Raw genomic sequence first — 21,453 nt, 5'->3', positions numbered from 1 at the left:
AGTGACGCTTTCTGTTCTGGGGGGAGATGAGATCGTTCTCCGGAGCGAGTGCGGCGCGATGTCAGTTCCCGCGTTGGATAGTGGCGGAGAAATCGCCGTCGTGGCGTTGGATCGGGGCTGTCTTCTCGAGGGTGCCGATGCGGGCGATGCCGTCGTAGCGGCTGACGTCGCCGTAGTAGAAGACGACGTTGCCCCAGGGGGCGTAGTAGCCAATGTCGCCGGGGATCGGGTCGTCGCCGGCCGGCATGCCGGTCATGGGCAGCTCCTGAGCGAGGTGCCCGATTTTCTCTTCGCCGTTCAGGTCCTCGAAGTTCAGGGTGAGGGGCAGCCGGGACAGGAGCGCCTGTGCGGGGGCGGTGTCGTTCAGCGACCCGTTGATCACGGTGTCGCCGATGCGGATCTGGATCGGAGTGTTTGCTGCACTGCTCGCGGTGGCGGATGCCGTACTCGGTGCGGCCCCTGCGGTGTCGGTGTCGGACGACGTGGCAGGGTCCTGGCTGGAACAGCCCGCGGCGAGGACGCCAAGCAGGGTGACGACGGGGAGTGCGAGTGCTGCGCGGTGCAGGCGGTTACCCAACGGTCTGCCCACCGTCCACGACGAGCGTGTGGCCGACGGTGAACGCACCACCTTTGGAGCACAGCCACAGCACTGCCGACGCGATCTCCTCCGGTCGACCCATCCGGCCGATGGGTTCCTGCGCGGTCATCGTCTGCCGGCCTTCGTCGGTGCCACCGGTGACGCGGCCCATCATCGCGGTGTCGATGACGCCGGGCGCGACGGCGTTGATCCGGACGCCCTGGTCGATGTACTCCAGCGCCGCGGACTTCGTCAGGCCGATCAGCCCGTGCTTGGCAGCAGCGTAAGCGGCCTGCCCCGCGATTCCGATGACGCCTGCCCCGGAAGAAGTGTTAACGATGGAGCCGCCGCCGGCGGCGATGATCGCGGGGATCTCCTGCTGCATGCAGAGGAACACTCCTCGCAGATCGGTCGCGATGATCCGGTCCCAGTCCTCGACCGGGAGGTCCGCGGTCGGCGTCTGCTCCTGCTCGATGCCGGCGTTGTTGATCGCGATGTCGAGGCGACCGAACGCGCTGACGGTGTCCGCGATCGCTTGCTGCACGTCGTCGGCGTTGGTGACGTCGACGGTGAGGGTGAGGGCTTCTCCGCCGTTGTCGCGGATGAGCTGCGCTGTCTCGTTCAGCCTGTCAGCGGATGTGTCGGCGAGGGCGACTCGGGCGTCTTCCGCGGCGAACGCCTGAGCGGTGGCGCGGCCGATGCCGCTGCCGGCGCCGGTGATGAACGCGACCTTGCCGGTGAACCGGTCGGTGCTGGTGCTGGTCATGCTGTCCTCCTGATGGTATTCAGTTGTCGAGGTCCGCGGCGTATGTGCGGAAGTCGCCGCGTTCGGTGTGGATGCGCCAGATCGTGTCTGCGAGCACGGTGGGCTCGTGGGAGGGCTCTCCGCCGCCGATGCCGCGCGGGATGATGAGCTGGCCGACGTGGATGCCTTCGGGGGCGAGGGCGTCGTGGAGCAGCTGCGCGTAGGCGCTCTCACCTGCGAACGCGATCGAGGTTCCGGTGACGCGGGCGCCGGGGCGGACGGCGCTGGCGCCGTTGATGAAGACGATGGTCCCGCCGCCGAGCGTGCGCATGCCGGGGATGACCTGGTGCGCGACGGTGACGGGGCCGTAGATGGAGAACTCGACCGGGCCGACGAGGTCCGCAGCGACCGTCTCGAGGACGGGCCGCATGAACTCCTTCGCCGGCAGGGGGCTGTACTGCACGACCTCGATCGGGCCGAGCTGCTCGCTGGCCTGCTCGAGGGCGGTGCGGAGCGAGTCCTGGTCGCGGACGTTCGCGGTGAACCCGGCGGCGGTGATGCCCTCCGCGGTGAGCGTCGCGGCGAGCTCGTCGACGCGGGTCCGGTTCCGGGCGATGAGCGCGACGGAGAAGCCTTCCTGGCCGAAGCGGCGCGCGACGGCGGCGCCGAGCCCGGGGCCCGCTCCGATGATGGCAAGTGTGGTCATGATGCATCCCCTTCGCAGGTTGTAGGGCAGGAGTGAAGGGCCTCGGCAGCTGGGGGGAGCTGCCGAGGCCCGGTCTGTGGGTTATGGGCGGAGGAGCACCTTGATGGCGCGGCGTTCGTCCATCGCCTTGTAGCCCTCGGCGGCGTCCTCGAGGGGCAGTTCCATGTCGAAGACCTTGCCCGGCTCGATCGCACCGCTGAGGATCAGGTCGATCAGCTCCGGCAGGTAGCCGCGGACCGGGGCGGGGCCGCCGTGCAGGTGCACGTGGGAGAAGAACAGTTCCAGGCCCGGCAGGTCGACGTCGTGGGAGACGCCGACGTAGCCGACGTGGCCGCCGGCGCGGGTGGAGTGGATGGCCTGCATCATCGACTCCTGCGTGCCGACCGCCTCGATGACGGAGTGCGCGCCGAGACCGTCGGTGAGTTCCTTGATCTTCGCGATGCCGGCTTCGCCGCGCTCCTCGACGATGTCGGTGGCGCCGAACTCGCGGGCGAGCTTCTGCCGGGACTCGTGGCGGGACATCGCGATGATGCGCTCCGCGCCCATCTGCTTCGCCGCGAGGATTGCGAGCAGGCCCACAGCGCCGTCACCAACGACGGCGACGGTCTTACCCGGACCAACTTCGGCTGCCTTCGCGCCGAACCAGCCGGTACCGAGGACGTCAGATGCGGCAAGGAGGGACGGGATCTTGTCCGCGTCGGGCATGCCCGGCGTTGCCACGAGGGTGCCGTCGGCGAGCGGAACTCGCATGTACTCGGCCTGCGCTCCGCCGACACCTTCACGGTGGACGCAGCCGGACTGGTAGCCGGACTGGCAGATCTCACACGTGTTGTCGGAGGCGAAGAACGAGCCGACAACGAACTGACCCGGTGCGACGTTCTGCACGTCAGCGCCGACCTCCTCGACGATGCCGACGTACTCGTGACCCATCGGGACGGGCTCATCGATCGCGTCCTCACCGCGGTACGGCCAAAGGTCCGATCCGCAAACGCAGGCCGCAACGAGCTTGATGATCGCGTCGGTTGGCTGCTGGATGGTCGGCTTCTCCCGCTCGTCGACGCGGACGTCGCGGGCGGCATGCATGATCGTGGCGCGCATCAGATGCGGATCCAATCGTTCGGGTGATTCGTGGTCATCACCATCAAACGGCTGTCTTCACACGGTAGTGAGGCTCTGCGTAAACGGGGTCCAGCAGAACCTGTCTTCGAGTCGACGGAACCGCCTACCGTGGCTGTCATGGACAACCGAGCTGAGGTGCGTGAGTTCTTGTCGTCACGCCGTGCACGCATCACGCCCGAGCAGGCAGGCGTCGAGCAGTTCGGCGGCCGTCGCCGCGTCGCCGGCCTCCGCCGCGAAGAAGTCGCCCGCCTCGCCGGAGTCAGCGTCGACTACTACACCCGCATCGAGCGCGGGAACCTCACCGGCGCTTCCGACAGCGTCCTTGACGCCATCGCTTCCGCGCTCAGCCTTGACCGTGCCGAGCATGACCACCTCTTCGACCTCGCCCGCGACGCCAACGCCACGACCGTCCGTGCGCGGGCCAAGGCGCCAGCCCCGGCCGGTCTGCCCCCCGCAGTGCAGTTCATGCTTGACACCATCACGGAAGCGCCGGCTTTCATCGGCAACAACCGAATGGACATCGTCGCCGCGAACACGCTTGGTTACGCGCTCTATTCCGACATGTACCGGGGGACGGCGCGGCCAGCGAACCACTCCCGATTCATCTTCCTCGACCCCCGCGCCTACGACTTCTACCCCGACTGGGAACGAGCCGCGAACGTCAACGTCGCGATCCTCCGCCGCGACGCCGGCAGGAACCCCCACGATCCCGGAATCGCCGCGCTCGTCGGCGAGCTCTCGGTGCGCAGTGATGAGTTCCGCATCCGCTGGGCTGCACACAACGTCCGCCGGCACTACTCCGGCGCGAAGAGCTTCAACCACTCCGCCGTCGGCATGCTGGAACTCACCTACCAGGTCATGGAGCTCGAAGACGTGCCCGGGCACAGCCTCACCGTCTACCCCGCAGCACCCGGCACCCCATCTGCTGACGCGCTGAAACTCCTCGCGTCTTGGGCGGCGACCGAGCGCATCACCGACAAAGCCGCCGCCACCTCACGCGCCTGACGGCTCTTCTCGCCGGCAAGCCGGCACCTTTCTGCCGCTGCGGCCGCCGCCGACGCGGTGAGTGGGCACCCTGCTCGCACTGGTGCCCCGCCGCGCCTACACCTTCGACGAAAGCGCTCTCGTGACCTCCACCACTGACCAACCACAGACCGAAGACGTCGCCGAGGGCCGACTGCCGTGGTTTCCTCTCACGCTGCTTGCTGCGATCGGGTTCGTCCTCGTTGCGATGGAGACGATGCCCGCTGGCCTCCTGCCCGTCATCGCGGACAGCATGCACACGAGCGAAGGCACCGTCGGCCTCTTCGTCAGCGCATACGCCATCGGCACCGTCATCGCCACCGTCCCTGCAATCGCCCTCACCCGGAGCCTGCGCCGGAAGCCGCTGATCATGACCGCAATCGGGGTCCTGCTGCTGGCGAACACCGTCACCGCATTCTCGCCGGACGTCGCCGTGTCGCTGATATCCCGCTTCATCGCCGGTGCGATGTCGGGAACGATCTGGGGCATGTTCGCCACCTACGCCCGCCGCATCAGCCCGCCCCGCTTCGCTGGTGTCTCACTCGCGATCGTGTCCACCGGCGCTCCCGTCGGGTTCGCGCTCGGAACCCCCCTGGGTTCCTTCCTTGGTCACGCGCTGACGTGGCGGTGGTCCTTCGGGGGCCTGAGCATCATCGGGCTCATCGTCCTGGCGTTGATTGCCCTGTTCGTCCCGGACGCCCCCGGCCAGACCAGCGCCGTGAAACTCTCCGTCGCGAAGGTCTTCCGGATCCGCGGGATCGCCATCATCCTCGCCGTCATCGCGACGTGGATGCTCGCCCACAACACCATCTACACGTACATTTCCCCGTACCTGCGGGCCACCGACACCGGCATCAGCGCCGGCCTGATGCTCCTCGTCTACGGCATCGCCGCGATCGCCGGAGTCATCATCACCGGCGCGCTCCTGGACCGCCACCCGCGTCCGCTGCTGCACCTCAGTGCTGGCCTGTTCGTCATCACCGGCGTGATCCTCCTCGTCGCTCATACCTCGACGATCGCGATCCTCGTCGCAGCGGTGCTGTGGGGAGTCAGCTTCGGCGGCGCATCCACACAGCTACAGGCGGCACTCACCACCGCTGGGGGCGAGAACGCCGACGTTGCCAGCGCGTTCCTCCCTGTCGCGTTCAACATCGCCATCTTCGCCGCCGGCATCTTCGGTGCCGCGCTCCTGACCGCCTTCGACGGGCTCGTGCTCGCCGTCGTGATGATCGTCTTCGGGACCATCGCGGTATTTCTGACCATGGTCGGCCGCCGCTCCGCGTTCCCCGCGAAGCTCTGAACAGAAGGACGCCCGCCCCCGCCATGTGAGGGCGATAAGGGGGTCCAACAGCCCCTCTCTCGGCGCCATCGACGCGGCTACCGTCGCTCTCATGAGCGCAACACTCACCCTGAACAACGGCGTCCAAATGCCCGCCATCGGCCTCGGCGTGTACCAGAGCCCGCCCGACGAGACGGCCGCCGCCGTCGAGACGGCCCTCGCTGTCGGATACCGCCACATCGACACCGCCGCCGCGTACCAGAACGAACGCGAAGTCGGCGAGGGGATTCGCCGGTCCGATCTGGACCGGTCCGACGTGCTCATCGAGACGAAGATCTGGCCCGTCGACTTCGGCTACGACCAGACCCTCCACGCGTTCGACAAAGGTGTCGGGAAGCTCGGGATCGACATGATCGACCTGCTGATCCTCCACCAGCCGATGCCGCAGCGGTTCGACGCGACCATCGACGCGTACCGGGCCCTTGAGCGCTTACTCGCGGACGGGAAGGTCCGCGCGATCGGCGTCAGCAACTTCATGCCCCACCACCTCACGAAGCTCATGCAGCACACCGCCGTCGTGCCCGCCGTCAACCAGATCGAACTGCACCCCTACTTCACCCAGCCCTGACCTGTCCCGGGTTTCCCGGACACCTGAGTTGGGGCGATGATCGTCCCGGAGAAGGAGTCCGTGATGCCTGCTGCGAAGCCTGAGGAGTTCCGTCGCCGCGCTGTGGCGCTTGCCCGGCAGGGTGAGAAACCGGTCCGTGAGATCGCGAAGGACCTCGGGATCAGCGAGTCGGGCCTGCGCCGCTGGATGAGCGAAGCGGCCGTCGAAGAGGGCCGCGCCGAAGGGATGACCCGTGACGAACGAGCTGAGCTGGTTCGGTTGCGTCGGGAGAACCGGGTGCAAGCGATGGAGATCGAGATCCTGAAGCGGGCCAGCGCACACTTCGCGCGGGAGAACGTGCTCCCAAAATAGGGTTCCGGCTCGTCCGCGAGCTCGCCGATGACGGGGTGCCCGTCGCGGTGACGTGCCGGGTCCTGCAAGTCTCGCCGTCGAGCTACTACGAGTGGCGATCCCGCCGTGCCTCGGACCGCGACATAGACGACGCGTACCTGATCGACCAGATTCGGGAGATACATGTTCGCTCTCGCGGCACCTACGGGGTCCGTCGGGTGCACGCGGAGCTGGTTCTCGGGCAGTGGCGCCGGATCGGGCACGGCCGGGTCGAAAAGCTCATGCGCCTTGCCGGGCTGCAGGGAGTCCATCATCGGAGATGGCGCACCAGCGGCTCGGGCCGGCTGCCGGCCGTGTTCGAAGACCGGGTGAAGCGGGTGTTCGCCGCAGACGCGCCGGACAAGCTGTGGGTCACCGACATCACCCAGCACCGCACCGGCGAGGGGTGGGTGTACTGCGCGGCGGTGATCGATGTGTTCTCCCGCCGCTGCGTGGGCCGGTCGATCGCGGACCACCTCCGCACCGAGCTCGTGGTCGACGCGATCCAGATGGCCACCTGGCGCCGCCAGCCCACGGGAACCATCGTCCACTCGGATCGTGGAGCGCAATTCACGTCATGGTTATTCGGCAGCCGGCTCCGCGAAGCCGGGCTCCTCGGCTCAATGGGACAGGTCGCGTCCGCGTATGACAACGCGCTGATGGAATCGTTCTTCGGCTCGATGCAGATCGAGCTGCTCGACCGCTGCGACTGGCCCACCCGCGCCGAGCTCGCGTCGGCGATGTTCGAGTGGATCGAAGCGTTCTACAACCCCACCCGACGCCACTCCGCGCTCGCCTACTACTCGCCCATCGAATTCGAGAACCTCTACACCGCCGCCGAAACCGCGGCATGATCAACACAAAGAGAGCGTCCGGGAAATCCGGGACAGGTCACTAGCGCGTATGCGCCAGGTGGGTCCCTACGATGGCGCCATGCCCGGCTTGATCCTGCAACAGCTTCCGCCGACATCGGCGTGGGCTTCACCGTTCGAGCCGAGGCTGCCGGGCTTCAACGACGGCTGGTGGATTCGTACTTGGCGCGAAAGCGGTCGGGACGAGGCGGATGCGCTGTCGTTTTTCGATAGCGGTGAGGAGGTTGCCAGGGCGATGCTGCTGCCGCATGCACCACAAGCAGCTCATGTCGGCCTGGGACGCCTCGTGCATCCAATGGAGCTAGCGCGATTTGAAGTAGCCGCTCATCGGCAGGGCCAGGGAATTGGTCGCCGCGCCGTCGAACTCATGGTCGAGCGCTACAGCGGCCAAGACCTCTGGGTGCACGGAGATGCAGCGGGCTTCTATGAGCGGACCGGCTGGATGCGGTACAACCGCGCAGACGGTGACCGATCGATCGTGCCGTTCTTCACGCTGCACGCTTGATCCCTAAGACCTCGCGCCGGGGTTCCTGGTACAGCGTCTCGAACTGACATAATTTATATTATCGGCGCTCACGCTACACCTCGTTTGGGGGGTATCAGGGCGGAGAAGCCAACCGCTAGGTTCCAAGGATTCATCACCTTGGGGGGACCTGTGCGACGTATCAATGCGCTCAAGGGCGCGCTAACCCTGCTGCTGGTAGCCGGTTCACTTTCTGCGACCACAGCCGCGCATGCAGATGACCTGCACCCAGCGGTGAAGGTCGACATCGATCACCCAGGGACCTTCGTCGACACAGACGGAAACCCGCTCACGGTTTCGTCCGACTCGGGGTCCACCGATGACGCCCGCGTTGTTACCGGAACAACGGTCGGCGGCGATCCCTTCGATGAGACGATCTACTCCGGCTTGGATGTGACCGAATCGGGGACTCCTCCCACCTCGGGCGACAAGTCCGTCCAGACCATCGTCGCTGCGACTCCGACCACCGTTTCCGTGGCATGGAAGGCGCAGGCCGATGCCGACCAGTTCCAGCTTCTTGTCGACGGCGACTCCCTCGGAACACAGCCGACCGGTTCGTTCGTCGCCACGGGACTCACGCCCGGCACGTCCTACGCGCTTCAGATGATTGCCACGTCGCCGTCGAAGGAGACGCAGGCAACTGTTTTTGACCTCGACAAGTGGAAGGCCGATCTCAACCAAGCACTCGACGCCGATGCTGCCGACAACGGATCGTCCCCATCACCCAGCGACACCCCAGCCCCGACGCCGGCTCCGACCGACACGGCGACGCCGGCTCCGACCGACACCCCAACGCCGGCTCCGACCGACACGGCGACGCCGGCTCCGACCGACACCCCAACGCCGGCTCCTGCCGATGATTTCGACAGCACCACGACCGGGGCGACGGCGCCAGCGTTTTCGACGACCCAGAATCTCTCCGTGAAGACGCCGGCAGCGCCGGTCACGCAGTCGCTGAGGGCTGGACGGCTTGCAGCAACGGCCGCGGTGCCGGCGACGGTCGCGTCGACCGCGGTGAACTATCGGACGTTCATCCCCTGGACCACAATTGCGGACGGCGGCGACGCCAGCGACCAAACCATCGCTGACGGCTGTATCGCCGAGTACAACGTGCTCGACTTACACGAAGCGCCACTTGTCGCCCTCGCGAGTGCGGCGGCCGAGACGTTCAAGGGCGACGGCCGGGGCTTTCAGCAGCCCGCCGCCTCTGACGACCACCCCTACCGCACCGAAGCCGTCGTCAACGTTGACTGGAACGATCAGACCGTCGACACCGGGGCAGACACCGGCTACACCCGCATCCTCAGCACCGACGACGGCTCAGTTCTCGCCCAGCGACAGGCACCCATCACTGGTATCACGTTCGCAAAGGACACTGACTTCAGTAACGGTTATGCCCGGGTTCTCATCAACCATGTAGCTAACGATCCGTTCTGCCCCCACTTGAAGGAGGTTGGTTCCATCACCTACAAGGCAGCTTTGGACATGTACGCGACGGGCCTGACACGAATCAGCGGTTGGCAATTCACGATGCCCTCTCACGAAGCGTGGGTGAGCTGGAATGGTGCCACCACCTGGACAAACCTCTTCCACAGCACTGCCACCCACCTCTACTGCCTGCTTGCCGGCATTTACGACCTACCCATCGTGATTCTCAAGGGTGACCCGCCGAGCACCAACCCGACAGTGTGCGCGCAAGTCATCTCCGCCCAGGTGAATCGTTCTACGGACGAGTGGGTTACGGTCGCCGGCCAGTTCGGCCTCACCAAAAGCGGCAAGTTGTGGGGCTCGGGCAACGCATCACTCCTCGGGGCCTATGCGAACGGCAGCAGCTCCTGTACGGTCAACGATTTCGTGAACCCTTATAAGATCCACGGGGTGAATGACCCCGCGCTGCACGCACAGCAGACCGGGTACGTCCTGAATGGGGACGGTTCGTTGATCACCTGGACGAATGGCAACGGGCCCGAGACGATCCCGGGAACGTGGAGAAGTTTCGATCTTGATGGCAGTACCGCGGTCGGGATCGCCGGTAGCGGCGACATTCAGGTGTGGGGTCGCAATCCAGACTTCGTCAACAGATCGTATAGCGCCGACCCGTCCTACATTCAGAGCCCGACGCCGATCAGTTCCGGCATCAACTTCACGCAGGTCGCGATAGACCAAGGCGCCATCATCGGTCTGGACAGTGACGGCAACGTCTGGCGTCGGGTGAACGACCCCGATAATCCGCCGAACGACGGCCACTACTACCACTACACCTGGCAGCAGTACGACACGGGCGGCGTGAAGTTTGACCAGGTCGCTCAGAGCGCGGGCTACGCCTGGGGACTCACCGGGGACACTATCTGGTCCTTCGACGACGACCTCTGGGACGCGGCCGACAACGATGCGAGCGCCGACACCACTCTCGACGGCATCACGAGCCTCAGCATGGATCGCAGCATCGGCACCATCACCGCCCATCAGGGGACCCTGATGACCGCCTGGGGGGCCCCCGAGGATCTCACGGACGGAAACTCGGGATCCCTCGCTGCGCCCGACATGGCGGGTACTCGGGTGGACTTCCTGGACTTTGTCGCGACGGACGGAGACTGGTATCAGATCGACGAGAATACCGGGGCATGGGTCAATCGCGGAGCGCCGCCGACGGTCTCGCTGTCACCGGAAGACGCGTCTTACACTTGTAGGTACGCCTCATAACTGCATAGAATAACATATTAGTGAGGGTGTGCGCGGCATCAAAATGCCGGGCACACCCTCACTAATTGTTAGGCGTCACGGACCGGTCACTCCAAAGGAATGCAATCCGCTTGTGACGAGCATTCCAATCGGGAAAGATAGCACCATGACTAGACCGATGCATATTGCAAGCCCATTCGCCCACTCTAGCCGTAGCCCGCGGACATATAGAATGAGCAGGAGTAACGCGGCAATTGTTCCTACTGGGACTGCTATAGCTGAAATCAAAGCCCAGTTCGTGTCGCTCAGCGGCGAATAACCAATCGGGAGAACGGCGACATCGTTCAGCGCAAAGAGTGCGGAGACTGCGAGTGCCCAAGTTGCCTTGGTGGCAGCGTGAGGGACTGGGACCGACTGGTGCGCGGAAGACTCCGCCTGAAAGTCCGCCGGATACCTTGGTCTGCGACCCGCCCAGGCTGACCCGTCCCAGTACCGCACATACCACGGGTCCGGATCGTCGTACCAGCCCGGTTCCTGGTTCATGCACGTAGCATAGAGCCACTTGCTGTGGCGACCACTACGAGGCGCCAAAGCAGCGGCGGAGGCTCGGTTAGCGTATTTTGCGGTTCGATCCGAGCGCCCGACGATTCCGAAAGAGGCCTTGTAGATCCGACCAAAAGCTCCTACCTGCCGTTCCTGCAGGTCATTGTGCAACGCGCAGCCGCCGATGTCGGTCGGTGAGCACGGCTGGGGCCACAAGCGGGCCAGCGCGGCACCGTTTCGCACCATCTGAATGCCGTACGGCCCGGTGTCACCGCTCGCGGCCCTCATCGCCGCGATCGCGGCCACGGTCGTCCTGCTGCTGCTCGCGCTGCCCGGCTGCGCGCTCCTTCGCCTCAGGAGACACGCCGGCGTCCGGGTCGACACCGGCGGCGCGTATCGTGTCGCGCTCCCGCTCGGCACGCGTCCGGTCGGCCGCCTTCGTGACCTCGTTGGTGGCCGCCTTCGCCACACGACCGATCGCCCGGCCGACGTGACCGAACGCCTCTTCCCCTGCGTCGCTCATCGCGGCTCCTCCCTGTGTGACCCGCGGGCTCGCGGCAGTCGTCATGCCCTGCTTTGCGGCGCGAACGTCAGCGGCTGCCTGCGAGGCCCGCTGGGCCTCGCGCTGCCGGTCCTCTACCGTGGCCGGTGGCCGCGTCGTCAGCTTCGCGGCCTTCCCCGTAGCCGTGACCCGGGCGGCGAGCTGCCGATCTTCTGCTCACGGAAGGCTGCGGGGATCGCCTGGGTCTCGGCCGCGTCCACGGGGTACCGAGCCCGGAAGGTGTCCACCTCCGCAGCGAGACGGGTCCACTCGCCGCGGCGCTCGACGTCGGCGGGGGCGTCCCCGAGCTGCCGTGCGTCAGACAGCAACAAGTACGACCCAAGCTGGGTCGCCGCAACGTCACTCGAACAGGAACGTCTCGTTCCTGACGAAGCGCCCTCTACGCACTCGAGCCCGGAACGGGCTTCCTCGCACACCGGGAGGCCGGGGACGTCATCCACACCTACGTGATCTTGTCCCACCCGCTGGCATGGTTCGACGGCATCGACTTCGCCGACGCCGACGTCACTCGCGCCCGCATCGCTGCCGAGTTCGATGGATGGGCACCGGAACTCACCGCGCTCGTCACGGACAGCGACACGGCGCCCGTCCTCCGCAGCATCCACGAGCTCCCCGACCGGCACCGTTGGGTCCGGGTCCCGGGCGTGACACTCCTCGGTGACGCCGCGCACGTCACGGTGCCCGGTGGCGAGGGCGCGAACATCGCCATGCTCGACGGGGCGGAGCTCGGCGAGGCCATCGCCGCACAGCCGGACGATCTGGAGGCAGCGCTGGCCTCGTACGAGGCCGTCATGTTCGAGCGCAGCGAAGCCGAGGCCGTCGCCGCACGTGAGACGGTGGATCTGGTGTTCGGCACCGGGGCTCCCCACGCACTGGCATCGCTGTTCGCTGGCGGCGACCCGGTCGGTGACGACGTGACGCAGTCGCGGTGAAGCGTCACGGCGCCCCCATCGGTGCCCGGACTCACGGCCGCGGCGGGAGCGCCCGGATGACGTCGAGCCCGGGGGAGAGCTCGACGTCGCCCACGGCGAACGGCACGAGCACCGTGTCACCCGCGGCGAGCGGGAGCGTGCCCGACCCGGACCCCATCGTCCCGCTGCCGCCGACGACCACGACGACCGCGAACGTCGCCGGCAGGCGCACGGGTTCCGTCGTGCGGATCCGTTCGGCGCGGAAGAACGGGTCCGCGGCGGGCGGGAACACGGAGGCGGTGGTGTCGTCCGGTGCGGCGGGGTCGCCGACCAGCCGGGCGACGTCCTCCGCGGTCCACGCGCGCCGGTCGAGTGCCTGGAGCGATTCGTGCAGGTCGTTCCCCATGAGCGCCGTGGACGCGTCCAGTCCCGGGTAGCCGTCGTACTCGAGCAGGATCGACAGGTCCGCCGGCTGCTGCAGCTCCACGAGCGTGATGCCGGGGCCGATCGCGTGCGGCACCCCCGCAGGCACGAGCAACACGGACCCGGGCTGCAGCGGCACGCGGTGCATCGCGGCGAGCATCGCGCCGGCGTCCTGCTCCGTGAACCAGGCTGCGGCGTCGGCCTCGGAGACCTCGCGGGTGAACCCAAGGGACGCGTAGCCGTCGACGCCGTCCGCCACCGCGAGCACGATCCACGCCTCGGTCTTGCCGCGGGGCTCGCCGAGGTGGGTGCGGGCGTGGTCGTCGTCCGGGTGGAAGTGCACGAACAGGCGCTCCGCCGTGTCGAGCAGCTTCACGAGGAGCATCGTCTCGGCACCGAACCGGGCGACGTGCTCCGGGCCGAGGAACCCCTGGGGGTCGGCCCGGACGGCGTCGCGGAGCATCAGTCCCGGCGCGAGTTCGGTGAGGCCCACGTGGTCGGACCCGTGCACGGTCGTGACCGAGGCCACGAAGTCCTCGGGTGTGTACGGGTCCACCTCGGACTCGGGGAGGCCGCGGAACCGCGCGATGCCGGCGCCGCCCCGGTACGGGCGAGCGGGCGGCTGGTTCGCGGCGAGGCGGATGGGGGCAGCAGACCAGTCGGCTCGTGCAGCGTCGTCCGCTGCGTCGTGCGGCTCGGGTCGGTCAGGCAAGGTGCACCACCGCGTAGAGGTCGAGGGTCGGGATGGTCACACGCGCGACGCCGTCGGCGAGGTGCACGGGCGCGGTCTCGGGGGCGAGGCCCGGCCGGTGGACGGTCGCGGTCGTGATCGCACGGTCCGTGCGGACGCCGATCTCGAAGTCGAGCCGGCGCTGGACCGCGTCGTCGGCCTCGCGGTAGTCGAAGTTGACGACGTGGACGGCGAGGGTGTCGTCGGGCAGCTGGTGGATGTTGACGGCCATCGATTCATCGAACTCGCCGAGGACGTCCTGCGCTACCAGCGCGGGGATCGCACGCACGTCGTCGACGTGGGTCGTCCCGGCGTGGGCGAGCAGGGCCTCCCGGTCGGCCGCCGGCAACTCGGTGCCGTACGCGCCGTTGACCACGACGCGTCCACCCTGGTCCAGGTAGCCGAGGAGTGCCTCGTGCTGCCGGGCGCTGATGTTCCACGCGTCCGGCACGACGACGGTCGCGTACGGCGCGAAGGTCGCTGCCGCCGTGTCGTCGTGGCGGAGGCCTTCGTCCGGCAGGACGATCGCGTCGAAGGTGCGGCCGGACCGGCTGAGGCACTCGATGGTCTCCCAGTACGACGAGGCGCGTGCGTCGACCGCCTCGACGGGCTCGAACCAGCGGCCGTCGTCGCTGAACATGTCCGAGTCCATCATCGCCCGCATGACACTGGGGACGGAGTACACGACCGCGGTGCTGTGCGCGGAGACGTTCGACGTGACGGCGTCGAGCCCGACGAGCACCTGACCCGTCTCGACGGCCAGGTCCTTCGGCACCCAGTAGGAGTCCTTCACCTCGGTCCCGAGCCACGAGCCGTACGGGAGCGACATGTTCGCGCCCATCGCGTTCGCCTCGAAGATCGACAGGCGGAACAGGTCGTGGGCGCGACCCCGCTGGATGCGGCGGAGCAGGTCCTCGGTGATGCCGCCGTACGGGTTCTCGACGGCGACGAGCGGGCGTCCGCGGCTCATGCCGACGCCGTGCCGGAAGTACCACGGCTGCTGGTACTTCGTCTCGCGCATCTCGGTCACGAGTACGTCGACGTCGTCGACCATCGCCTCGTAGAACGGCGCGCAGTCGTAGAAGTTGCCGGCGACGCGGACCTGCTTGCCCTGCGACGCCGCATACTCCTTCACGTACGAGGCGACCTCGTGGAACGTGTCCGTGATCGCGATCTGCAGGAAGCGGCAGTACTCGGCGTAGAGCGGGTACGTCTGCGGGGCGGTCCCCGTCCGGTACCCCTGGTCGAGCAGCCACTGCCGGTAGTCGAACGTGGCGAGGTCGACGCCGGTGAGCTCCACCGGCGGCGTGTCGAGGGTCTGCAGGTAGGCCCGGAACCCCTTGACGCAGTCCTTGCAGAAGCACCCGCCGTAGCGCAGGGCGAGCAGCGGCACGTCGGTCTCGTCGAGCTGGACCCCGGGTGCCCCGGCGTCGATCTGGATGCGGATGACCGCCTTGAGGTACTCGCGCCAGACCGGGTTGTTCCGGTCGGCGAGGTAGCAGGACTGGCCCTTGCCGTCGACCTCGACCCAGTGTGCGTGCAGGGGGCGGCCCTCGAGGTCGCGGGACACGACCTCCTCCCACAGGTCGGTGACCTGGTCGCCGTCGCTGTTGACGAGGCCCTCCGGGAAGTAGTGGCGGAACGGCTTCCAGTCGGCCGGTCCGGTGTCCGTCGAGAACTCGCGGAGGCCCATCGTCGTCCGCGTGCCGACGTCCCGCAGCTGGTTCTGGGCCAGCACGCGACCGTCCTCGACCTCGGCGGGGAACTCCCACGCCTGCGCCTCGAACACGATGCCGAACAGGTCGACGCCGCGCTCCTTGGTGTACGCGATGAACTCCGACTCGTTGACGTACCCGTGCTGGCGGTACCGCTGCGGGATCGGTCCGAACGCCTCGTCCTCCAGGTACGGGAGGCTGATCACGCCGCCGCCGAGGCCGGCCCAGACGAGCATCGTCCCACCCATCTCGACGACGTCGTCCGCCATCGTGAGCCGCCGCGGGGGCATGCTCGGGTGGTAGCAGTGCTCGTTCGGGTACCAGCCGTCGAAGTAGATACCGCGTTCCATGTGTCGCTCTTCCTCCCACGGCGCCGTGGGCACGTGACGGGTCCGACCCGTCGATCAGCTCCCGATGACGGGAGTGTCCATGAACCGGGCAGCGGCGCTGCGCCGGATGACCACGTCGACCGGGACCACCTGGGACCGCGTGTCGTCGTCGAGTGTGAGCACCATCCGCGCCGCCGACTGGCCCATGCCCCAGGCCGGCTGTGCCGCGACGGTGATCGCCGGGTCGACGAGACGCGCCCACGGCACGTCGTCGAACATGACCAACGACAGGTCCTCGGGGACGCGGAGACCACGGTCGCGGACCGCGGCCAGCACGGCCTCGCCGAGGATGTTGTTCGAGGCGAGCAGCGCGGTCGGCGGGACCGCCGAGTCGAGGAGGCGGATCGCGCTCGCGTAGGCGGTGTCCCGGGTGAACCGGGTGCGGACGACGAGGTCGTCGATCACGGGGACGCCGGCCCGCTCGTGCGCGAGCCGGTACCCCGCCTCGCGCTGGCTGCCCGTCGTGAGCTGGGAGGGCCCACCGAGGTACCCGATCCGCTCGTGCCCGAGGGCGAGGAGGTACTCGGTCAGCCGACGGGCGCCGCCGAGGTTGTCCGCCAGGATGGACGGCACGTCGAGGTCGGCCATGGTCCGGTCGGCGAACAGGACGTTGATGCCGATCGCCCGCGCGGTCTCCCACGCGTCGAGGTTGCTCCCCGTGGGGAAGGCGATGATCCCGTCGACGCGTTGCTCGACGAGCAGGTCGATGTACTCCCGCTCGGTCGCCGGGTCCTCGCCGCTGGCGCAGAGGATCACGTGGCGTCCGAGCTCCTTGGCGCTCGCGAGGACCCCCTGGGCGAACTCCCCGTAGAAGTTGTTCGAGATGTCGGTGACGATGAGGCCGATGTTGTTCGTCGTCCGTCGTTTCAGGTCGCGACCGAGCGCGCTCGGACGGTAATGCAGGTCCTTGGCCGCCGCCTCCACCCGCTGGCGCGTGGCCGGGGCGACCGCTCCGACGTTCGAGAAGACCCGCGACACCGTGCCCATGCCGACGCCGGCCGCCTCGGCGACCTCGCGCATCGTGACCTGGCCCCGCTTGGGGCGTTGCGTGCTGTCGGTCATCCGTCGCTCCTCCCTGACGCGGCGCTCGCCGCGTGCCCTGCATAGCGCAGAGCGACAGGGACGACGTCCCGAGCGGGGGCAGCGGCGTTGCGTGGCATCGCGTCCCTCCTCGGGCAGGCAACAGAAAGTGGAACCGTTTCCACATCGAACAGTAGGAGGAACGCGCTGGCGCTGTCAATGGTGGCGGGCTCGGAGGCCCAATTCCGCCATATTTCTTGGCCAGAGGAGTTGACAACCCTCGGCGCGCGTGCGCATTGTTGGAACCGTTACCACTCAGCATCGATGCTGTGAGGGTCCGAGGAGCCGCGATGGCGCGGCCGGAGAGGTCCACATGACTGCACCATCCGCCTCCGTCGCGGAGCACATGCGGGCGAGCGTCCTGCACGCCCCGGGCGACGTCCGTGTCGACACCGTGCCGGTGCCCCGACTCGATCCCGACCAGGTCCTGGTCCGGATCGCCGCCGTCGGCGTCTGCGGCTCGGATGTCCACTACTTCCACGAGGGCCGCATCGGCTCGTTCGTCGTCGAGCAGCCGATGATCCTCGGCCACGAGTCGGCGGGCACGATCGTCGCCGTCGGGGCCGCGGTCTCGCCGGACCGCGTGGGTGAGCGCGTGTCGATCGAGCCGCAGCGCGCCTGCCGACACTGCGACCAGTGCAAGCACGGCCGCTACAACCTCTGCACCTCGATGGAGTTCTACGCGACGCCGCCGATCGACGGCGCGTTCGCGGAGTACGCCGCCATCCAGACCGATTACGCCCATCCGATCCCGGACACGATGTCGATCGAGGCCGCGGCGCTCTGCGAGCCGCTCAGCGTCGGCATCTGGGCCAACCAGAAGGCGCAGACCACGCCCGGGAGCTCGGTGTTCATCGCCGGGGCCGGGCCGATCGGTGTCATCGCCGCGCAGGTCGCCCGCGCGTTCGGCGCGACGCGGATCATCGTCAGCGACCCGGTGGCCGAACGCCGGGAGGTCGCACTCCGCTTCGGCGCGACCGAGGTCGTCGACCCGATGGTCGTCGACGTCGCCACCGCCGACTACGAGGTCGACGCCTTCATCGACGCGTCCGGCGCCGAACCCGCCGTCCGCGCCGGCATCCACGCCGTCGCGCCCGCGGGTCGTGTCGTCCTCGTCGGCATGGGCGCCGACGAGATCCGGCTCCCGGTGTCCCGCATCCAGAACCGCGAGCTCGTCGTCACCGGCGTGTTCCGGTACGCGAACACGTGGCCGATCGCCATCCGGCTCATCGCAGCCGGGCTCGTCGACGTGGACGCACTCGTGACCGGTCGGTTCGGCCTCGACGAGGTCGAGGCCGCGCTCGACGCGGCGACGCGCCCCGACACGCTCAAGGCCGTCGTCGTCCCCTGATCTCCCGTCGCCCGTTTCGTGGCCTCGGCCCGTCCATCCGGACGTCCCCGCAACACACCATCCCGAGACTCCTGAGGAGTACCCCCATGAAGATCCCCGCATCGTCGCGGCCGATCACCCGCGGACGACTGATCCGCCGGACCGCCGCCACCGTCGCCGCGGCAGCCGTCGCGATCTCCCTCGCCGCGTGCAGCGCCGGCGGCAGCGGCTCGTCCAGCAGCGCCATCACGGCCTGGAGCACCACCGCCGACAAGCCGAACATCCAACCGTCCATCGCGACGTGGAACAAGGCGCACCCCGACCAGAAGATCACCGACTCGTACTTCGGCACGAACGACTTCAAGGACAAGATCCGCACCGCGATCAACTCGCCGCAGGCGCCCACGCTCGTCTACAACTGGGGCGGCGGCACGCTCAAGTCGTACGTCAAGGCCGGGCTCGTCAAGGACCTCAGCAGCGACCTCAAGTCGGACGCGTCATTCACCGACAAGATCGTCCCCTCGATCGCGGACACCGGCAAGGTGAACGGCAAGACCTACGCGATCCCTGCGAGTTCCACAGCGCCCGTGGTCCTGTACATGAACAAGGACGTGCTGCAGAAGGCCGGCATCAGCGAGGCTCCGGCCACCTGGGACGACCTGCTCAAGGACGTCAAGAAGCTCCGCGCGGCCGGGGTGGCCCCGATCTCGCTCGGTGGTCAGAGCAAGTGGCCGTACCTCATGTACATCGAGTACCTCGTCGACCGGATCGGCGGCCCTGCTCCGTTCCAGGCGATCCTCGACAACAAGCCGAACGCCTGGTCCGACCACGCCGTGATCCAGGCCACGACGATGATCCAGCAGCTCATCAAGGCCGGGGGCTTCGCGGACGGGTTCGCGTCGGTGTCCGCCGACACGAACGCCGACCTCGCGCTCATGGTGACGGGCCGCGCGGGCTTCCTCCTCCAGGGCACCTGGGCCTACTCGGGTATCTCGTCGATCGACCCGAACTTCGTCAAGAGCGGCAAGCTCGAGGTCGCACCGTTCCCCGCGGTCTCCGGCGGCAAGGGCGACCCGGAGGACATCGCGGGCAACCCCTCGGTCTACTGGTCGGTGTCGTCCAAGGCGTCCGCCGCCCAGACGAAGGCCGCGCTGCAGTACGTGACCAAGAGCGTCTGGAACGACTCGTACGTGAACACGATGATCGGGCAGGGGCAGATCCCGCCGGTCACCGGGGTGTCGTCGAAGCTCAAGGGCGACTTCGCCAAGCAGGCGGAGCAGATGATCACGGACGCGCCGCACTTCCAGCAGTCCTGGGACCTCGCGCTCAGCCCCGCCGCCTCGACGGAGTTCTGGACCCAGCTCGACCTGCTCTTCAACCAGTCGGAGACGCCGAAGGAGTTCTCCGACCACATGAACACGACCATCGGCAAGTAGGCATGCGCACACGGAACGGTGGGGCCGTCATCGACGGATCGGCCCCGAGCAGTTGGTTCGTCATCCCCGCACTCGCGATGTTCCTGGCGTTCGCGATCATCCCGCTGGTGATCGCGCTGGGCCTCAGCTTCACGAGTTGGGACGGCCTCACCGCTCCCGTGTTCAACGGGATCCGCAACTGGATCACCCAGCTCGGCGATCCACTGACCTACCACGCGCTGTGGCTCACGCTGCAGGTGATCGTGATCTCGTGGGTGATCCAGACGCCGATGAGCATCCTCGTCGGGGTCTTCGTGTCGGGCAAGCAGCGGTACCGCGCCGTCCTCGCCGCGCTGTACTTCCTGCCCCTGATCCTGTCGTCGGCCGCGATCGCGATCGCGTTCAAGGCGCTGCTCGACCCGAACTACGGCGTCGGTCACGCGTTCGGGTTGCCCGCGCTGTCGAAGGACTGGCTCGGCAGCCCCGCCACGGCGCTGTACGTGGTGATCTTCGTCATCGCGTGGCAGTTCATCCCGTTCCACTCGCTGCTGTACCAAGCCGGCGCGCGCCAGATCCCGGCGTCGCTCTACGAGGCGTCGCAGATCGACGGGGCCGGACGGGTCCGCCAGTTCTTCAGCATCACGCTGCCGCAGCTCCGGAACACGATCATCACGTCCTCGACGCTCATGATCGTCGGGTCCCTGACCTACTTCGACATCGTGTACGTCCTCACGCAGGGCGGCCCCGGGTACGCGACCCGGATCCTCCCACTCGACATGTACCTGACCGGCTTCTCCGCCAGCGACCTCGGCGACGCGAGCGTGCTCGCCGTCATCCTCGTCGTCATCGGATTGGTCATCGCGCTCGCACTCACCCGGTTCAGCGGGTTCAACCGCATGACCAGCGAGCAGGAAGGCGCCTGATGGCGATCGCAAGCGTCCGGGACACCGCCGTGGGCGGATCCACCACGACCCGCACGAACGGCGCCGGTCGGCCACGGCGCACACGGGCCAACCGGAACGTCGTCGGCGCGGTCGCGGCCTGGGTCTGGCTCGCCGTCGTGCTCCTGCCGATCTACTACGTCGTGATCACGAGCATCACCGCGCAGGGCTCGTACTACACGCGGAACCCCCTCGCGCCGCCGACGCACCCGACCCTGGCGAGCTACGCGCTCGTGCTGCAGTCCGGCTTCGGCGTCTACTTCGCGAACAGCGTGATCGTCTCGCTCGTCACCGTCGTCGTGACGACCGCCGTCTGCCTGCTCGCGGCCTACGCGATCGTGCGGTCGCGGCGGTGGATCGTCCGGAGCACCTACTCGCTGTTCCTCCTGGGCCTGGCGATCCCGCTGCAGGCGACCGTCATCCCGCTGTTCTTCGTGCTCGGCCGCGTCGGCCTGTACGACACGCTCGCCGCGGTGATCCTGCCGTCGATCGCCTTCGCGATCCCGATCACGGTCCTCATCCTCGTCAACTTCATCCGCGACATCCCGGGGGAGCTGTTCGAGGCGATGCGGGTCGACGGTGCGGGGCAGTGGGCCATCCTGTGGCGCCTCGTGCTCCCGCTCTCGCGGTCGTCCATCGCGACGGTCGCGATCTACGACGCGCTCCAGGTCTGGAACGGGTTCCTGCTGCCCCTCGTGCTGACGCAGAGCGACGACAAGCGCGTCCTGCCGCTCGCGCTGTGGAACTTCCAGGGGCAGTTCAGCATCAACGTGCCGGCGACGCTCGCGGCGGTCGTGCTCTCCGCGCTGCCGATCCTGGTGCTGTACCTGCTCGCGCGGCGGCAGCTCGTCGCCGGGCTCACCATGGGCGCGGGCAAGTGAGCGCGCGCTG

The 21,453-nt window shown here is 67.7% G+C and carries 19 protein-coding genes and 1 pseudogene; 12 read left to right on the top strand and 8 right to left on the bottom strand.

Annotation, left to right across the window (positions count from 1 at the left end; translation table 11 throughout):
* Window positions 1-61 precede the first annotated feature (61 nt).
* The 4 genes from DEI94_RS13375 to DEI94_RS13360 all read right to left on the bottom strand — a co-directional run bounded on the left by DEI94_RS13375 (window position 62) and on the right by DEI94_RS13360 (window position 3,126).
* Window positions 62-577, bottom strand: coding sequence for a cyclophilin-like fold protein (locus tag DEI94_RS13375; RefSeq protein ID WP_111026238.1), 516 nt, complete (start codon window positions 575-577; stop codon window positions 62-64).
* Complete coding sequence (locus tag DEI94_RS13370; protein WP_111026237.1) at window positions 570-1,343, bottom strand: SDR family oxidoreductase; 774 nt, start codon at window positions 1,341-1,343, stop codon at window positions 570-572. The genes DEI94_RS13375 and DEI94_RS13370 overlap by 8 nt, the downstream gene beginning before the upstream one ends.
* Before the next feature lie 19 nt (window positions 1,344-1,362).
* Window positions 1,363-2,028: an SDR family NAD(P)-dependent oxidoreductase gene (locus DEI94_RS13365; RefSeq protein ID WP_111026236.1), complete on the bottom strand. Its 666-nt coding sequence runs from the start codon at window positions 2,026-2,028 to the stop codon at window positions 1,363-1,365.
* 81 nt (window positions 2,029-2,109) lie between these two features.
* Window positions 2,110-3,126, bottom strand: coding sequence for a zinc-dependent alcohol dehydrogenase family protein (locus DEI94_RS13360; protein ID WP_111026235.1), 1,017 nt, complete (start codon window positions 3,124-3,126; stop codon window positions 2,110-2,112).
* A 138-nt stretch (window positions 3,127-3,264) separates the two neighbouring features.
* On the opposite strand from DEI94_RS13360, the gene DEI94_RS13355 reads away from it, so the two are divergent.
* The 7 genes and pseudogenes from DEI94_RS13355 (at window position 3,265) to DEI94_RS13325 (ending at window position 10,544) form a co-directional block, all read left to right on the top strand.
* Window positions 3,265-4,152 (top strand): helix-turn-helix transcriptional regulator, encoded by an 888-nt coding sequence (locus DEI94_RS13355; protein ID WP_111026234.1) that lies wholly within the window; start codon window positions 3,265-3,267, stop codon window positions 4,150-4,152.
* Between the two features lie 121 nt (window positions 4,153-4,273).
* Window positions 4,274-5,470, top strand: a complete 1,197-nt coding sequence (locus tag DEI94_RS13350) for an MFS transporter (RefSeq protein WP_258376574.1) — start codon at window positions 4,274-4,276, stop codon at window positions 5,468-5,470.
* Between the two features lie 91 nt (window positions 5,471-5,561).
* Window positions 5,562-6,071: pseudogene (locus tag DEI94_RS13345) on the top strand (aldo/keto reductase); the annotation flags it as partial.
* A gap of 69 nt (window positions 6,072-6,140) precedes the next feature.
* Complete coding sequence (locus DEI94_RS13340; protein ID WP_181441920.1) at window positions 6,141-6,428, top strand: transposase; 288 nt, start codon at window positions 6,141-6,143, stop codon at window positions 6,426-6,428.
* A gap of 35 nt (window positions 6,429-6,463) precedes the next feature.
* Window positions 6,464-7,300 (top strand): IS3 family transposase, encoded by an 837-nt coding sequence (locus DEI94_RS13335; protein WP_284183712.1) that lies wholly within the window; start codon window positions 6,464-6,466, stop codon window positions 7,298-7,300.
* A gap of 79 nt (window positions 7,301-7,379) precedes the next feature.
* Window positions 7,380-7,823, top strand: coding sequence for a GNAT family N-acetyltransferase (locus tag DEI94_RS13330; RefSeq protein WP_146244964.1), 444 nt, complete (start codon window positions 7,380-7,382; stop codon window positions 7,821-7,823).
* 150 nt (window positions 7,824-7,973) lie between these two features.
* A complete protein-coding gene (locus tag DEI94_RS13325) occupies window positions 7,974-10,544 on the top strand; it encodes an RCC1 domain-containing protein (RefSeq protein WP_181441883.1) in 2,571 nt (856 codons plus the stop codon).
* Between the two features lie 790 nt (window positions 10,545-11,334).
* Here DEI94_RS13325 and DEI94_RS13320 read toward each other — a convergent pair.
* On the bottom strand, window positions 11,335-11,589 hold the full coding sequence (locus DEI94_RS13320) for a hypothetical protein (RefSeq protein WP_111027578.1): 255 nt from the start codon (window positions 11,587-11,589) through the stop codon (window positions 11,335-11,337).
* Window positions 11,590-12,074: 485 nt separating this feature from the next.
* On the opposite strand from DEI94_RS13320, the gene DEI94_RS13315 reads away from it, so the two are divergent.
* On the top strand, window positions 12,075-12,560 hold the full coding sequence (locus DEI94_RS13315; RefSeq protein ID WP_220038815.1) for an FAD-dependent oxidoreductase: 486 nt from the start codon (window positions 12,075-12,077) through the stop codon (window positions 12,558-12,560).
* A gap of 31 nt (window positions 12,561-12,591) precedes the next feature.
* Here the strand turns inward: DEI94_RS13315 and DEI94_RS13310 are convergent, their stop codons facing one another.
* From DEI94_RS13310 to DEI94_RS13300, 3 genes are read right to left on the bottom strand one after another with little or no spacing between them, the layout of a single operon-like run.
* A complete protein-coding gene (locus DEI94_RS13310; RefSeq protein ID WP_111027575.1) occupies window positions 12,592-13,674 on the bottom strand; it encodes a class I mannose-6-phosphate isomerase in 1,083 nt (360 codons plus the stop codon).
* Window positions 13,667-15,757: a hypothetical protein gene (locus DEI94_RS13305; RefSeq protein ID WP_111027574.1), complete on the bottom strand. Its 2,091-nt coding sequence runs from the start codon at window positions 15,755-15,757 to the stop codon at window positions 13,667-13,669. The genes DEI94_RS13310 and DEI94_RS13305 overlap by 8 nt, the downstream gene beginning before the upstream one ends.
* Window positions 15,758-15,811: 54 nt before the next feature.
* Window positions 15,812-16,858, bottom strand: a complete 1,047-nt coding sequence (locus DEI94_RS13300) for a LacI family DNA-binding transcriptional regulator (RefSeq protein WP_111027573.1) — start codon at window positions 16,856-16,858, stop codon at window positions 15,812-15,814.
* Window positions 16,859-17,189: 331 nt separating this feature from the next.
* Here DEI94_RS13300 and DEI94_RS13295 point away from each other — a divergent pair, with 331 nt between their 5' ends.
* The 4 genes from DEI94_RS13295 (at window position 17,190) to DEI94_RS13280 (ending at window position 21,443) form a co-directional block, all read left to right on the top strand.
* Window positions 17,190-18,227 carry an NAD(P)-dependent alcohol dehydrogenase gene (locus DEI94_RS13295; protein WP_111011385.1) on the top strand — a complete coding sequence of 346 codons (1,038 nt, stop codon included), beginning with the start codon at window positions 17,190-17,192 and terminating at the stop codon, window positions 18,225-18,227.
* A gap of 86 nt (window positions 18,228-18,313) precedes the next feature.
* On the top strand, window positions 18,314-19,642 hold the full coding sequence (locus DEI94_RS13290) for an extracellular solute-binding protein (RefSeq protein ID WP_111027572.1): 1,329 nt from the start codon (window positions 18,314-18,316) through the stop codon (window positions 19,640-19,642).
* Window positions 19,643-19,644: 2 nt separating this feature from the next.
* A complete protein-coding gene (locus DEI94_RS13285) occupies window positions 19,645-20,544 on the top strand; it encodes a carbohydrate ABC transporter permease (protein ID WP_111014174.1) in 900 nt (299 codons plus the stop codon).
* On the top strand, window positions 20,544-21,443 hold the full coding sequence (locus DEI94_RS13280; RefSeq protein ID WP_111011388.1) for a carbohydrate ABC transporter permease: 900 nt from the start codon (window positions 20,544-20,546) through the stop codon (window positions 21,441-21,443). The genes DEI94_RS13285 and DEI94_RS13280 overlap by 1 nt, the downstream gene beginning before the upstream one ends.
* The last annotated feature ends 10 nt before the right edge of the window (window positions 21,444-21,453 follow it).

Source organism: Curtobacterium sp. MCBD17_040 (assembly GCF_003234805.2).
GTDB lineage: Bacteria > Actinomycetota > Actinomycetes > Actinomycetales > Microbacteriaceae > Curtobacterium.
The sequence above is the reverse complement of the archived record's forward strand: the minus strand, read 5'-3'. Positions and strand labels throughout refer to the sequence as shown.